General features: G+C 52.8%; 15 protein-coding genes. 6 read left to right on the top strand and 9 right to left on the bottom strand.

Going from position 1 to position 12590, the window contains the following annotated elements:
• Positions 1-80: 80 nt before the first annotated feature.
• The 4 genes from BMW46_RS09835 to BMW46_RS09820 are packed head-to-tail and all read right to left on the bottom strand — an operon-like array spanning position 81 to position 1918.
• Positions 81-638 (bottom strand): RDD family protein, encoded by a 558-nt coding sequence (locus tag BMW46_RS09835; RefSeq protein ID WP_371113503.1) that lies wholly within the window; start codon positions 636-638, stop codon positions 81-83.
• Positions 622-987 carry a DUF3106 domain-containing protein gene (locus BMW46_RS09830; RefSeq protein ID WP_074707890.1) on the bottom strand — a complete coding sequence of 122 codons (366 nt, stop codon included), beginning with the start codon at positions 985-987 and terminating at the stop codon, positions 622-624. Before BMW46_RS09830 ends, BMW46_RS09835 begins: the two co-directional genes overlap by 17 nt.
• On the bottom strand, positions 969-1346 hold the full coding sequence (locus BMW46_RS09825) for a DUF3619 family protein (RefSeq protein WP_074707888.1): 378 nt from the start codon (positions 1344-1346) through the stop codon (positions 969-971). The genes BMW46_RS09830 and BMW46_RS09825 overlap by 19 nt, the downstream gene beginning before the upstream one ends.
• Positions 1343-1918 (bottom strand): RNA polymerase sigma factor, encoded by a 576-nt coding sequence (locus tag BMW46_RS09820; RefSeq protein ID WP_074707885.1) that lies wholly within the window; start codon positions 1916-1918, stop codon positions 1343-1345. The genes BMW46_RS09825 and BMW46_RS09820 overlap by 4 nt, the downstream gene beginning before the upstream one ends.
• Before the next feature lie 501 nt (positions 1919-2419).
• On the opposite strand from BMW46_RS09820, the gene BMW46_RS09815 reads away from it, so the two are divergent.
• The 6 genes from BMW46_RS09815 (at position 2420) to BMW46_RS09790 (ending at position 6193) form a co-directional block, all read left to right on the top strand.
• Positions 2420-2923 carry a redoxin domain-containing protein gene (locus tag BMW46_RS09815; protein ID WP_256377031.1) on the top strand — a complete coding sequence of 168 codons (504 nt, stop codon included), beginning with the start codon at positions 2420-2422 and terminating at the stop codon, positions 2921-2923.
• A complete protein-coding gene (locus tag BMW46_RS09810; RefSeq protein ID WP_442512556.1) occupies positions 2910-3611 on the top strand; it encodes an energy transducer TonB in 702 nt (233 codons plus the stop codon). Before BMW46_RS09815 ends, BMW46_RS09810 begins: the two co-directional genes overlap by 14 nt.
• A 4-nt stretch (positions 3612-3615) precedes the next feature.
• Positions 3616-4380, top strand: coding sequence for a MotA/TolQ/ExbB proton channel family protein (locus tag BMW46_RS09805; RefSeq protein ID WP_074707880.1), 765 nt, complete (start codon positions 3616-3618; stop codon positions 4378-4380).
• Positions 4380-4799, top strand: coding sequence for an ExbD/TolR family protein (locus tag BMW46_RS09800; protein ID WP_074707877.1), 420 nt, complete (start codon positions 4380-4382; stop codon positions 4797-4799). The genes BMW46_RS09805 and BMW46_RS09800 overlap by 1 nt, the downstream gene beginning before the upstream one ends.
• 100 nt (positions 4800-4899) lie before the next feature.
• Positions 4900-5412, top strand: a complete 513-nt coding sequence (locus BMW46_RS09795; RefSeq protein WP_074707875.1) for a FecR domain-containing protein — start codon at positions 4900-4902, stop codon at positions 5410-5412.
• Between the two features lie 70 nt (positions 5413-5482).
• Positions 5483-6193 carry a type 1 glutamine amidotransferase gene (locus BMW46_RS09790; protein WP_074707872.1) on the top strand — a complete coding sequence of 237 codons (711 nt, stop codon included), beginning with the start codon at positions 5483-5485 and terminating at the stop codon, positions 6191-6193.
• A gap of 90 nt (positions 6194-6283) precedes the next feature.
• Here BMW46_RS09790 and BMW46_RS09785 read toward each other — a convergent pair whose 3' ends face one another.
• From BMW46_RS09785 to BMW46_RS09765, 5 genes are all read right to left on the bottom strand, one after another.
• A complete protein-coding gene (locus tag BMW46_RS09785; protein ID WP_074707870.1) occupies positions 6284-6769 on the bottom strand; it encodes a YajQ family cyclic di-GMP-binding protein in 486 nt (161 codons plus the stop codon).
• 174 nt (positions 6770-6943) lie between these two features.
• Positions 6944-8185 carry an argininosuccinate synthase gene (locus tag BMW46_RS09780; protein ID WP_074707867.1) on the bottom strand — a complete coding sequence of 414 codons (1242 nt, stop codon included), beginning with the start codon at positions 8183-8185 and terminating at the stop codon, positions 6944-6946.
• Between the two features lie 64 nt (positions 8186-8249).
• Entirely contained in the window at positions 8250-9176 is a 927-nt protein-coding gene (gene argF / locus BMW46_RS09775) for an ornithine carbamoyltransferase (protein WP_074707865.1), read from the bottom strand.
• Positions 9177-9260: 84 nt separating this feature from the next.
• Complete coding sequence (locus tag BMW46_RS09770) at positions 9261-10433, bottom strand: aspartate aminotransferase family protein (RefSeq protein WP_074707863.1); 1173 nt, start codon at positions 10431-10433, stop codon at positions 9261-9263.
• 100 nt (positions 10434-10533) lie between these two features.
• Positions 10534-12513 (bottom strand): aminotransferase class I/II-fold pyridoxal phosphate-dependent enzyme, encoded by a 1980-nt coding sequence (locus BMW46_RS09765; protein ID WP_074707860.1) that lies wholly within the window; start codon positions 12511-12513, stop codon positions 10534-10536.
• Positions 12514-12590 lie beyond the last annotated feature (77 nt).

Raw genomic sequence — 12590 nt, 5'->3', positions numbered from 1 at the left:
ATCTGAAGCCGCCGCCGATTTGAAGCTGCGGTTTCACGGCAAGATGGCGATCGTCCCATCATACGTCCCCGCCAGGTATCTCACTGCTCGATCTTCACGATCCGGGTACTCGCAAGCCTGTCATGCAGGAACAATCCATCCCGGTCGAATAACGCCCACAATATCCCGCAACCGAACAAAAAGATGCCGATGACGGCGAATAGATAGCGTACGAACGCCTGCTTCAGATTAAGGCGGCCTCCATCCGCACTGATTACACGAAGCTTCCAGGTTTGCATGGGCAATGTTTGTCCACCGTGAGTCCAGAACCAGGTGAAATAAATACCTGCAACCACGAGCAGATAAAGCTGGAATGCGGGTCGGAAAAAAACGGAACTGGTATCCCGGAAGACAAGATGAAAAACGAAACTGGCGATAAACAGAACCGCAACCAGAATCAGCGATTCGTACAACATACTCAGTAATCTCCGCCCCAGTCCCGGCGCGGAAATTTTCATGGTGTCGGGAAATTCATTCAGGAAGGCTTTCGTATTGGTCTTATTGCAGTGCAGTATTGAGAAAAAACAGAAAACCGGAGGCGCACCTGCCTGTCTGTTGAACCGCCTGCTATAGTAGGATGCTTCATTGCTGGTGTTCATGCTCACGCCATTTGCGCTTTATTTCCTGGCGCTTCTCCGGCGGTAATTTCTTGATGGTTTTATACTTCTCACGTACCAGCTCCCGCTGTTCAGGGGTCAGCGAATACCAGTCCCGCATCTGCAACTGAGTCCGGTGCTGCTCTTCGGGTGTCATATGCGGATAGCGTTTGGCAATGCCCAGCCATTTCTTCTTCTTTGCAGGATCCAACCCGTTCCACTCCTGTGCGAGCGGAGCCAACGCCTCCTTTTGCTGCGGCTTCAATTCTTCCCAGGCAGGTTGGCCTGCTTCAACCGGGACCGAAAATAACAGGTACAGCGCTGATGTGATGGCTATGACTGATTTAACCATTCACCGAACTCATCGTCCAGATAGGCATCTATCGGCAGATCATCCACAAGCAGCATTATCTCGATTTCCTCATTCTCATCACTCTGCTGCAAATTCTGCCAATAAATGGCACTCGCCAAAGCTAGCAACAATGTTATCACCGATAATAACTTGCCAACTCGCGAATGACCATGATGCCCACCTCGCGATGAAGCGACCTGCCCGCTCTGGCCAAGTCGAACAACTGTTTCCGCCATATGGTAATTTTCCAGAGAAGCTCTGCGAGCAGATTGGAGACGGTTTAACGTGCTCTGCTTGATGTCATCGAGTCCGCGATCCAACAACCGCGCTACTTCTCTCCCTACATCAGTTTCACTCATAGCCCAATTCCATGTTTTTTCAACATTGCGGCAAGTGCATGGGTTGCACGGGAACAGTGCGTTTTCACACTCCCCTCGGAGCACCCCATAATTTTTGCAGTTTCCATAACATCCATTTCCTCCCAGTAACGCAGTAGAAAAGCCTCGCGTTGACGTGCCGGTAAGGTTTCAATAGCCCTCTCGAGCAGATTGATAAGTTGCGACTGTTCGAGTTGTTGGTGAGGGTCATTAACCTTAGATGATGACGCATCGGATTGCAAAGTTTCCAGCAGATCGAAATCTTCGCTTTCCTTTTCATGGTCGGAAGGAATGAATGCTGAAAACAGCGTCGTCCACAGTGAGCGCGTTTTCTGTCGACGATAAAAATCCCGGATGGTATTTTGCAGGATGCGTTGAAACAGGAGAGGTAGTTCTTCCAGCGGTTTGGCCGAATACTTCTCGACAAGCTTCATCATCGAATCCTGAACAATATCTAGGGCCAGATGTTCATCGCGTATGGCAAACAAAGCTTGCTTGTAGGCGCGCCGTTCGATTTCAGCCAGAAAATTCGAAAATTCCTGTTTTGTAGCCAGGACGATTCGCCTCTTGGAAGATGAAAGAACAGGAGCAAACTCACCGGCGGCAATGTTAGCAAACTTTTGGCGGGTTACTATAGCTGTTTTAACAAAGCAGGTAATGCCAGGAGAAGTTTATTCCAGGGGAGTTTATTCGTATGCCCCTCAAGGGTCGGCTTGAGCAAGGTATGCAGAAATACAACCTTCATGATCTCATGCTCTATATCTTCTGCTCCTGCGACAATTTGTCACATTGCGATAATGCTTTTTCCTGCCTATCATGGATGCGGGGTCGTCGGAGATATGGAAAATTCCTTCCCAAAATTGAGAAAAGTTGATCAAAAAATTCTGAAACTGCATTCGAATATTTGTGCAGCCGACTGTTAGTGGTACAATCCCGCCTTGAATTGCAAGTGATTCTTAATTAGATTTACATTACCAATGCCTGGTACTCTGAAATTCCAATCTGCCCCGGCGCTCCACGGTCCGGCCGGTAGTTATGGCAGTCCTGTACTTCGGATGGTGCTCGTACTGATGTTCTTCCTCGGTGCTGTCGACATTGTCGCCGCGGCGGAAAGTATTCGCCTTTTTACATCGGGAAGCCTCAAGCAAGTGCTTGCATCCCGGCCTAACAAACCTTTCATTCTCGTCCTCTGGTCCCTCGACTGCCAGTATTGCCCCACTGAACTCAAAATGCTGAGCGAGCTTGAAAAGAATCACCCCGGGCTGAATGTGATATTGATTGCTACCGACACGGTCGATGATATGCCTCAACTCGCTGACCGGGCTGCAAACTATGGAACAGCCAAGTTCGAACAATGGGTTTTCGCAGAGGATATGCCGGAACGCCTCCGCCAGGAAATCGATGGCCGCTGGTACGGCGAAGTACCGCGGACCTATTTCTATGATCAGAAACACCAGCGCACGGTCAAGATGGGCCTGATCAACAAGTCGCTCGTCGAGGAATGGCTGGCGCGAAATGCTGTCGATACCGCGAACGGAAAGCAGAATGGAAAGTATTGAGCCCGCAGGGCAGGCAATGACCTTGAAGCACAGCAGCATATCCTTGTCTGGTCTGGTGTTCGTCGTTGTGATCCACGCCGGCCTGCTTTATTTCCTGTTCAAACAACAGTTGATTCCCCCACCGGAACAATTAGCGACACTGATGGTAAATTTCATTCCTTCGCCCCAGCCGAAGGAAGAGGCCAAGCCTGAAACGCCACCTCCTCCGCCCAAGCCTAAGCCTAAACCTGTAAAGAAACCGCAACCGCAGCAACTCGTTGCAAAAGCGCCCCCATTGTCCGAGAGTGAGCCTGTCGCGCCGCCTCCCCCGCCGGAACCGGTACCCGAAGCCGAGCCTGAAGCCGAACCCGAACCGGTAGTGGAAGCAGCTCCTGCGTCGCAAATGCCGGCGGGCCCGGTTTCACTTTCCTCGGAATTATCAGTCGCGTGCCCCCACTTGAATGCGCCGACTTATCCGGCACTTTCGAAACGGCTCGGCGAAGAAGGAAAGCTCGTGCTAAGAGTGGAACTGGATGAAAAAGGATACGTCAATGTGGCACACGTAGTGAACAGCAGTGGCTTCAAACGGCTGGACGAAGCCGCCATGACCGCTGTCAAAACCTGGCGCTGCACACCCACCGTACGCAATGGTCAACCGGTGCGGGCTGTTGCCCTGCAACCCTTCAACTTTGTACTCCAAGGAGATTAACCTAATGCAAACAGGTCTCGGATTTTCAAATTTTCTGGCGCAGCTCGATGGCGTCGGTATGACGGTGCTCATACTGCTGCTTGCACTCTCTGTAGCAAGCTGGTATCTCATCCTGACCAAGGGTATCTCCAATATCATGATGGGAAAGCGGGCTGACGCCTTTCTCAAGCGTTTCTGGAGCGCGGGTTCGTTGCAGGAAGTAAATTCGACGCTGAAAGAGGATTCGGATGACAACGCCTTTGCGCAACTTGCCCGGTTGGCAATGAACGCAGCCGCCGATTCGGAGAAACATGGATTGCAAAATCTCGCCGCAGCGGGTGGCGCGAGCGAATTCATCACCCGCGTACTGCGCAATGGCCTCGACCAGGAAGCAGCGCAGGTGGAAAATGGTCTCACCGTGATTGCATCCGCAGGTTCGGCTGCGCCCTATATTGGCTTGTTTGGCACGGTATGGGGCATCTATCACGCCTTGATCCAAATCGGATTATCCGGCCAGGGTACGCTGGACAAGGTAGCAGGTCCCGTGGGAGAAGCGTTGATCATGACAGCGCTCGGGCTAGCGGTGGCAATTCCCGCGGTTTTGGCCTATAACACATTTGGACGGCGCAATCGCATCTGGCTGGCGCGACTTGATGCCTTTGCCCATGATCTTTTCGTCCTGATCACGGTTGGAACAAAAGCAGGCGGATCTCCCGGCGATGAGCGTTCCTTGCGGGTGGTTACCCCGCTGGTTTCCCCCGCAGCGGCACCGGGCGAAAGGAGGCTGTAATGGCATTCGGCAGCATGAACAGCAGTAACCGGCAGCTCCCGATGGCTGAAATCAACGTCGTACCCCTGGTGGACGTGATGCTGGTACTGCTGGTGATTTTTATCATTACGGCGCCGTTGCTCACGCATTCCGTTAAAATCGACCTGCCGAAGGCATCCAGCAGTCCAAACATCACTCAACCGGATCACGTGGAATTCGCCTTGCGTGACGACTCAAGCCTTTACTGGAATGGTGAATCGGTTACAATGGATCAACTGGCTCCGCGGTTCACTGAAGCGGTAGGGCAGAATCCCAATATCGAGCTTCATATCCGCGCCGACAAACATGTCCACTACGAGCATGTAGCGCAGGTGATGTCTATTGCAGCAAAGGCGGGACTGGTGCGAATAGGTTTCGTTACCGACCCTTCACAAAAATAACAATTCCGAAGCACGGCCGCGGAAGGAATATCATTACGGTCAATTCAAGCGATGACAGACACGCCGGTGAACGCTCCATCATTGCAGGGATAATAGTTGCATGCCCGGCGTGATCCGCAACCGGTGGGTACCGTTCGTGGTACATGGCTCCATCGTAGCTGCTGCCGTAGGGCTCGGCCTGTTATCCTGGTTCATTGCCAAGCCGATTACTACGCGTCTCCATGAAACCATTCCCGGCCAGCGGCTCACCGTTCTTGCAACGCCCGATATCGCCATCAGTCTCGATGCCGATAGCAGTGTTGCTGTCACCAATACGGAACCCAGCGGGATTGAACTGTTGCGGGGCAACGCCTTTTTTGATGTGAGGGGCAACCAGCCTGGAAAACTGAATCTGAAGGTGGGAACCACCTATATCAGGGATACCGGCACCCGTTTCAGTGTCAGCAAGCGCGCCGCTGGCGGCAGCGTTGCAGTAGCGAATGGACAGGTGGAGATCCTGGTTAAGACCGGAACTTACCTCATAGGCGCGCACGAACGCGCGAATTTTGACGGCGTCCAGGTTACCGGCCAGCGGGTGATTGCGGATGCCGAGGTAGCCCCCTGGCACCGCTGACCGGTACTAAACATCTAGATTCCCTTTCCTTCCATTCCTCCTTGCCAGCCAGCGGAGTGCATGCATATCCATGAAGCCGGTCGCAATCTTCAGGCATTTTCCAATCGAAGGGCCAGGCTATTTCGCTACGTTTCTCGATCGCCATGCCATTCCCTGGCAACTCATAAAAATAGATGCCGGTGAAAGTGTACCTGCCGATGCCGGCCAATTCGGCGCCCTGGTATTCATGGGGGGCCCGATGAGTGTAAATGATGATTTGCCTTGGATCAGAAATGAACTCTCGTTGATCCGCCAGGCAGTGGCAAACAATATTCCTGTATTAGGGCACTGTCTCGGTGGTCAATTAATGGCGAAGGCACTGGGAGGAGTGGTTTCCAAAAGCCCGGTCAAGGAAATCGGCTGGGGTGAGGCAAGCACTGCCGATAATCAGCCAGCTCGGGAGTGGTTTGGGAATCTGTCAAAGTGCGAGGTGTTCCACTGGCATGGCGAGATTTTCACTATCCCGGATAACGCTACACTGCTGCTTTCCAGCCCCTGGTGTAAAAATCAGGCATTCGCACTGGATAATAAGCACTTGGGATTGCAGTGCCATGTGGAAATGACCGAAGAAATGGTGAAAGACTGGTGCAGCCACGGTGCGGAGGAAATTGCTTCGAGCCCAGGCCCTGCGGTGCAGTCCGCAGAGGCAATGCAAACAAACTTGTCCACCCGAATATCACGGTTGCAGCGTGTAGCCGACAAGCTCTATGAGCGCTGGATCAATGGGATCAGGTTCAATTGATCGAATTGATCGGGAAATTGTGGAAAGGAGGAGAATCAGGAAGCAGAGAGGCGATAAAAATCAGAGCGTTCAGGTCAATCGAAACATTGATCAATCGCGAAAATTCTGGAATTGCAGGGGAAAATCCGTGACCGATTTCTTGACTAATTGGATGGCTTCTTGCAAGGTATCCCGCTTTGCGCCTGAAACACGCACAGTATCCCCCTGAATGCTGCCTTGTACCTTGAGTTTACTGTCCTTGATGAGCCTGATAATTTTTTTAGCCAACTCACTTTCCACGCCGGTTTTTACCGTGACGAGCTGCTTCACCTTGTTGCCGCTGATTTTTTCCACCTGACCCTTATCCAGGGAGCGCACATCGACATTCCGCTTGGCCAGTTTGGTGGTCAGAATGTCGAACACCTGATCCAGCTTGAATTCATCATCTGCAAAAACAGTCAGCGTGTAATCCGCCTGTTCCACGCGGGCGTCAGAACCCTTGAAGTCGAAACGCGTGCCCACTTCCTTATTCACCTGGTCAACTGCGTTTCTAACTTCCTGCTTGTCGACTTCGGAAACGATATCGAATGATGGCATATCAATCTTCTCAAAAGAATCTCATGCAGTTTTCATAAAGCGGACTTCCCGCCCCACTGGCGCTGCTCTGTTCATGAGCATCAAAGATGTAGAGACTTCGCCCCTGATTGGATGATGCTTGCACAACTTTCAACACCTTTGGTTGTTCCATTGCTGCCGATAATTCCAGCGCTATTATTTGCGATTTCTCAAATTGGCGGCAATCCGCATCCTGAGTGCATTCAACTTGATGAAACCGGCAGCATCCGTCTGATTGTACGCACCCTGATCATCCTCGAAGGTGGCAATATGAGGATCAAACAGCGAATCTGTTTTCGAGTCTCTCCCCACAACAATCACATTACCCTTGTAGAGCTTCACCCGCACCCAGCCGTTTACATGCGCCTGTGACGCATCGATCATCGTCTGCATCATTCTGCGTTCGGGGCTCCACCAATAGCCGTTGTAAACCAGTTCGGCATAGCGTGGCATAAGCTCGTCTTTCAAATGTGCGACTTCACGGTCCAGTGTAATGGACTCCATGGCCCGGTGGGCACGTAGCATGATCGTGCCGCCGGGAGTCTCGTAGCACCCGCGGGATTTCATACCGACATACCGGTTTTCGACCAGATCCAGGCGCCCTATCCCGTGTTTGCCCCCCAGTTCATTGAGTCTGGCGAGCAGGCGCGCCGGCGAAAGCTCTTCCCCATTCAATGCAACGATATCGCCCTGCCTGAATTCGAAGTCGATATATTCGGGACTGTCCGGTGCTTTTTCCGGCGAAACACTCCAGCGCCACATCGACTCTTCCGGCTCCTGCGCAGGGTCTTCGAGAATACGTCCCTCATACGAAATATGCAGAAGATTGGCATCCATGCTGTAGGGAGATCCTTCCTTTTTCTTCATTTCCACCGGGATGCCGTGCTGCTCCGCGTATTTCAGAAGCTTTTCCCGGGAGGTAAGGTCCCATTCGCGCCACGGCGCAATCACCCGAATATCCGGTTGAAGCGCATAGTAACCGAGTTCAAAGCGCACCTGATCATTGCCTTTCCCGGTCGCACCGTGCGACACGGCGTCTGCACCGGTTTCCCGCGCGATTTCGATCTGGCGCTTGGCAATCAGCGGGCGTGCGATGCTGGTGCCGAGCAGATACTCCCCTTCATAAATGGTATTGGCGCGAAACATGGGAAAAACGAAATCGCGTACGAATTCTTCACGCAAGTCGTCAATAAAAATTTCCCTCACGCCAAGCTGCTTCGCCTTTGCACGGGCAGGTTCCACCTCCTCCCCCTGGCCAATGTCAGCGGTGAAGGTGACAACTTCGCACCGGTAGGTATCCTGCAGCCACTTCAGGATCACCGACGTATCCAGGCCCCCGGAAAATGCCAGGACTACTTTTTTAATCTCAGCGACATTCGCCTTGTTTTCTTTTCCCATGCTTGTCTCATTAATAAAAATGCCGGCCTGACTTCGCTGAATAACCCCTATTGAAAATCCTGCTCTATCCGGCGTTATCCAGTCTTCCCAGCAACAGGTATTCAATCAGCGCCTTTTGCGTATGCAACCGGTTCTCCGCCTCGTCCCATACCACCGATTGCGGTCCGTCTATCACTTCCGCCGCCACTTCCTCCCCACGATGAGCAGGCAGGCAATGCATAAACAACGCATCCTTGCGGGTGTGCGACATCATTTCCGCATCCACCCGAAAATCCGCAAAATCCCTTTTTCGCTCCTCGGTTTCGGCCTCAAATCCCATGCTGGTCCAGACGTCCGTGGTGACGAGATCTGCGCCTTTTACTGCCTCATGTGGATCGGCGAATTCCTCATAGTGGCTTGTCCCGTAAAGACCGGCCCGTTCCGGCTCCACTTCGTAGCCTTGCGGAGTGGAGACATGGACGTTGAAATCGAATACTTCCGCTGCCTGGAGCCACGTATTACAAACGTTGTTGGAATCCCCTATCCACGCCACCGTCTTGCCGGTAATGCTGCCATGGTGCTCGATGAACGTAAAAATATCCCCAATGATCTGGCAGGGGTGATATTCATCGGTCAGTCCATTAATGACCGGAACACGCGAATGCACCGCAAACCGCCTGACGATATCATGCTCATGGGTACGGATCATGACGATATCCACCATCCGAGAAATCACCCGTGCCGCATCTTCGACCGGCTCGCCGCGCCCCAGCTGGGTGTCACGAGTGGAAAGATAGATCGCCGCCCCGCCCAGCTGATGCATGCCCGCTTCAAACGAAAGCCTGGTGCGGGTTGAATGCTTGTCGAAGATCATGGCTAGAGTACGGTCTTCCAGCGGCCAGTAGCGTCGGTACTGCTTGAACTCCTGCTTGATCCAGCGGGTGCGCTCGAACAGATACTCGAATTCCTCCCGGGAAAAATCGTTGAACTGTAAGAAATGCTTGATCTGCATATTTTTGGTGTCAGGGGCGAGTCCATTGCGAAGACTCAAGCCTGGATGACTTCAACCGTTCACTTTTCGCGATCGCAAAAAAACTCAAGCTGCCAGAAATTCCTTCACAATGGGAGATAAAGTGTTGACTACCTGCTCAGCCTCGTCACGTTGAATCACGAGCGGCGGTAGCAGACGCACTACCTTATCGGAGGTTACATTGATGAGAAGGCCTTTTTTCAAAGCTTCCTTCACCAGTTCACCGCACGGTCTCGAAAGCTCGATGCCTATCATCAGGCCCTGGCCGCGAATTTCAATTACCTCCGGCAAATCGGCCAACTGCGCCTTGAACAGACTGCGCATGAAATCGCCCACTTCCATTGCATTGCGCAGCAGGTCTTCCTTCTCGATTACTTCGAGCGTGGTGAGTGCAGCACTGCAGGCGAGCGGGTTTCCACCGAAAGTGGAGGCATGATTGCCTGGCTTGAAGACATTTGCCGCAATACCTTTCGCCAGGCAGGCGCCAATGGGCACGCCCGATCCCAGACCTTTGGCGAGCGTGATGACATCCGGCGTGATGCCGCTGTATTGAAAAGCGAACCAGTTGCCGGTGCGGCCAATTCCGCACTGCACTTCATCCAGCATCAGCAGCCAGCCGTTCTGGTTACAGAGGTGGCGAAGACCTTGCAGGTAATTTGCCTGCGGCACATTGACCCCCCCCTCCCCCTGGTAAGGTTCAACCAGGATAGCGACGACGTTCTTGTTGTGTTCCGCAACCTGCGCCACTGCCTCGAGATCATTATAGGGAACCCGTGCAAAACCGGTGAGAAGCGGCTCGAAGCCAGCCTGCACCTTGCGGTTGCCACTTGCAGTCAGCGTCGCCATGGTGCGTCCGTGGAAGGATTTTTCCATGACGATAATGGTCGGCAAATCGATATTCTTCCCATGCCCATACAACCTTGCGAGCTTGATCGCTGCCTCATTGGCCTCAGCCCCTGAATTGCAGAAAAATGCATTGTCCATGCCCGAAAGCGCGGTCAATCTCGTTCCTAGTTGTTCCTGCTTCCTGATATGGTAGAGATTAGAAGTATGGATAAGGGTACTTGCCTGTTCGCAAAGGGCCTTTGCCAGCGCCGGGTGGCAATGCCCCAGCCCGCATACCGCTACTCCGGCAAGCGCATCGAGATAGCGCTTGCCCTCCTCGTCCCATAACCACACCCCTTCCCCCCTCGCAAATGTAACGGGCAGGCGCAGGTAAGTATTCATCAAATTCGACATAGGTAAATTTGCCAGATCAGAATGCAACACGGCGGCATGAGCCGCCGTGCGACGTGGTGGAATTTATTGTGGTTTATTCTGTGGAATCCTTTAGTTTTACCTATTTTGCAAGCTTTTTCAAGCTCTTTTCCTCGACGTCGCTCAACAGCCTCAAACACGGCAGATAGCCGTCATAAACGATCCCGTGCACTTCCACCCGTTTCTGCGATCGTAGCATGCTGACTAGATATTGCACCACCCCGGGCGTGATGGTCTGGCCTGGTACCAGCACCGGAATACCCGGGGGGTAAGGCGTGATCTGGTCCGCGCAGACCTTTCCTTTCAAGCTATCATTTACCCGCTCCTGCTCGTCGAGCAACGGAACGATCTCGCCGCCACAGTAAAAGGCATCCCGGGGCAGATACTTCAATTCAGTAAATCCCGGAAGCTCCGGGATCTGGTAGAGTCTGCGAGGCGCCCTGCCTTCGCGTGCGATGCGCATGAGAGCATCGTAAAGACGCGATACCTTGCTGCGCGTGGTACCGATGGTCAGCAGCAGAGTGAGCGTATTGAAAGTAGATTTTTCCACCTGAATGTTATATCGCTCGAACAGTTCCCGGACCAAATCTTCTACCGTAAAGCCGCAATGCGAAATATCGACTGTGACCTTGGTCGAATCGAGCTGGATATTGTCGTTCTTCACCTCGTCAGGCAGCAGATCCGTCAGTTCCAGTACGCGAAACACGCCGGTCGAATTGATTTGCTCGCGTACTTCCTTCGCCAGCTCCAGCGTGCGCGACAATAGCTTGTATCCCTCCATCACCACCTGTTTGCGCGCCACGTCGAGGCTTGCAATCATGCTGTACTGCGGGCTGGTGGAAGTATGCATGTTGAAATTTTCCCGAAACAGATGCTCGTTGAATTCGGGATCATTGACATGAATCATGCTGGACTGGGAAAAAGCCGACAGCACCTTGTGTGTACTTTGAGTAGCATAATCAGCACCTGCTTCCAGGGCGGTGGGACGGAAAGCCGGATGGAAGCGGGCGAAGCCGTACCAGGCTTCATCGATGATCACCTTGATGCCTTTGGCATGCGCAGCCTCGATGATCGGAGGCAAGTCATAGCGGAAACCATCGTAGGTGCAACTGGTGAGTATGAGCGCCTGGGCATCGGGATGTTCTTCGATTGCCTTGAACAGTGTCTGTTTGGGCACAGGCCCATAAACCCCGAATTTCTTGTTTACCGAGGAGTTGAGATAGATCGGATGGGCGCCGGATAAGACGACCCCGTGATGAACCGATTTATGGCAGTTCCGATCCAGCAGCAGCTTTTCGCCGGGGGCGAGCAACGTCTGGAATATCACCTTGTTGGCGGTGGAAGTGCCATTTGTGGCAAAAAAAGTGCGGCGGGCGCCAAACGCCTTTGCCGCAATCTTCTGCGCTTCGGCAATGACGCCGGAAGGTTCCATGAGCGAATCGAGCATGGGCACCGACACCGACAGATCCGCCCGAAAAATATGCTCGCCGATAAACTGGTAGAAATCGCTGGCCCACGGGCTGTCCCGCAACGAATCGCCTGAAGAATGCCCCGGTGTATGCCAGGCATCCTTTGCCATCAATACATAATTTTTGAGTTGATCGTAAAAAGGCGTGCGCGCCTTTTCCTGCAACTGGGCGTTCAAAATCCGGTACATGCCCCGGTAATCGCGCTCTTCCCGATAGAAATAACCATCCACGGTTTCAGAAAACAGCGCATCCACCACCTCATCCTCTTTCTCCTGCGCGATCAGGATGTAGATATCCAACTCGGGGCGGAAACGGGTTATTTCCTGCACCAGTTTCAGCGCGGTCATTTGCAGGATGCGGGAACCCTTCTCGCCATTTTTCAGCGTGTAGAGTGTATCGTCCACCAGTACGGACTGAATGTCGCCATCATCCTGAATGGCCTGCAGCGCCTCCCGCGCAGTAGTGACTCCCAAAAACGTGATGCCCAGAGGGTTCTCAAGGGATCTGGCCGCAGCGTTCAATCCCTTTATGAGCTCCTTGAGTATCAGTTTTTCATCATTGATAACGAGAATTCTGCTTACCGGTCTCTTCATGAAATGAATGCTTCTGATATGGAAGTCGCTTTATGCGCCAAAATAAAGGGCATTGCAAGCATCCGCAAGCTTTTTTG

The sequence above is a fragment of the Nitrosospira multiformis genome (genome assembly GCF_900111585.1).
GTDB lineage: Bacteria > Pseudomonadota > Gammaproteobacteria > Burkholderiales > Nitrosomonadaceae > Nitrosospira > Nitrosospira multiformis_B.
This window is presented reverse-complemented; position numbering and strand designations above follow the sequence as displayed.

Coding starts and splice junctions, on each gene's coding strand:
- BMW46_RS09835 (WP_371113503.1), bottom strand. CDS start 638: ATGAACACCAGCAATGAAGCATCCTACTATAGCAGGCGGTTCAACAGA.
- BMW46_RS09830 (WP_074707890.1), bottom strand. CDS start 987: ATGGTTAAATCAGTCATAGCCATCACATCAGCGCTGTACCTGTTATTT.
- BMW46_RS09825 (WP_074707888.1), bottom strand. CDS start 1,346: ATGAGTGAAACTGATGTAGGGAGAGAAGTAGCGCGGTTGTTGGATCGC.
- BMW46_RS09815 (WP_256377031.1), top strand. CDS start 2,420: ATGGTGCTCGTACTGATGTTCTTCCTCGGTGCTGTCGACATTGTCGCC.
- BMW46_RS09810 (WP_442512556.1), top strand. CDS start 2,910: ATGGAAAGTATTGAGCCCGCAGGGCAGGCAATGACCTTGAAGCACAGC.
- BMW46_RS09805 (WP_074707880.1), top strand. CDS start 3,616: ATGCAAACAGGTCTCGGATTTTCAAATTTTCTGGCGCAGCTCGATGGC.
- BMW46_RS09800 (WP_074707877.1), top strand. CDS start 4,380: ATGGCATTCGGCAGCATGAACAGCAGTAACCGGCAGCTCCCGATGGCT.
- BMW46_RS09795 (WP_074707875.1), top strand. CDS start 4,900: ATGCCCGGCGTGATCCGCAACCGGTGGGTACCGTTCGTGGTACATGGC.
- BMW46_RS09790 (WP_074707872.1), top strand. CDS start 5,483: ATGAAGCCGGTCGCAATCTTCAGGCATTTTCCAATCGAAGGGCCAGGC.
- BMW46_RS09785 (WP_074707870.1), bottom strand. CDS start 6,769: ATGCCATCATTCGATATCGTTTCCGAAGTCGACAAGCAGGAAGTTAGA.
- BMW46_RS09780 (WP_074707867.1), bottom strand. CDS start 8,185: ATGGGAAAAGAAAACAAGGCGAATGTCGCTGAGATTAAAAAAGTAGTC.
- argF (WP_074707865.1), bottom strand. CDS start 9,176: ATGCAGATCAAGCATTTCTTACAGTTCAACGATTTTTCCCGGGAGGAA.
- BMW46_RS09770 (WP_074707863.1), bottom strand. CDS start 10,433: ATGTCGAATTTGATGAATACTTACCTGCGCCTGCCCGTTACATTTGCG.
- BMW46_RS09765 (WP_074707860.1), bottom strand. CDS start 12,513: ATGAAGAGACCGGTAAGCAGAATTCTCGTTATCAATGATGAAAAACTG.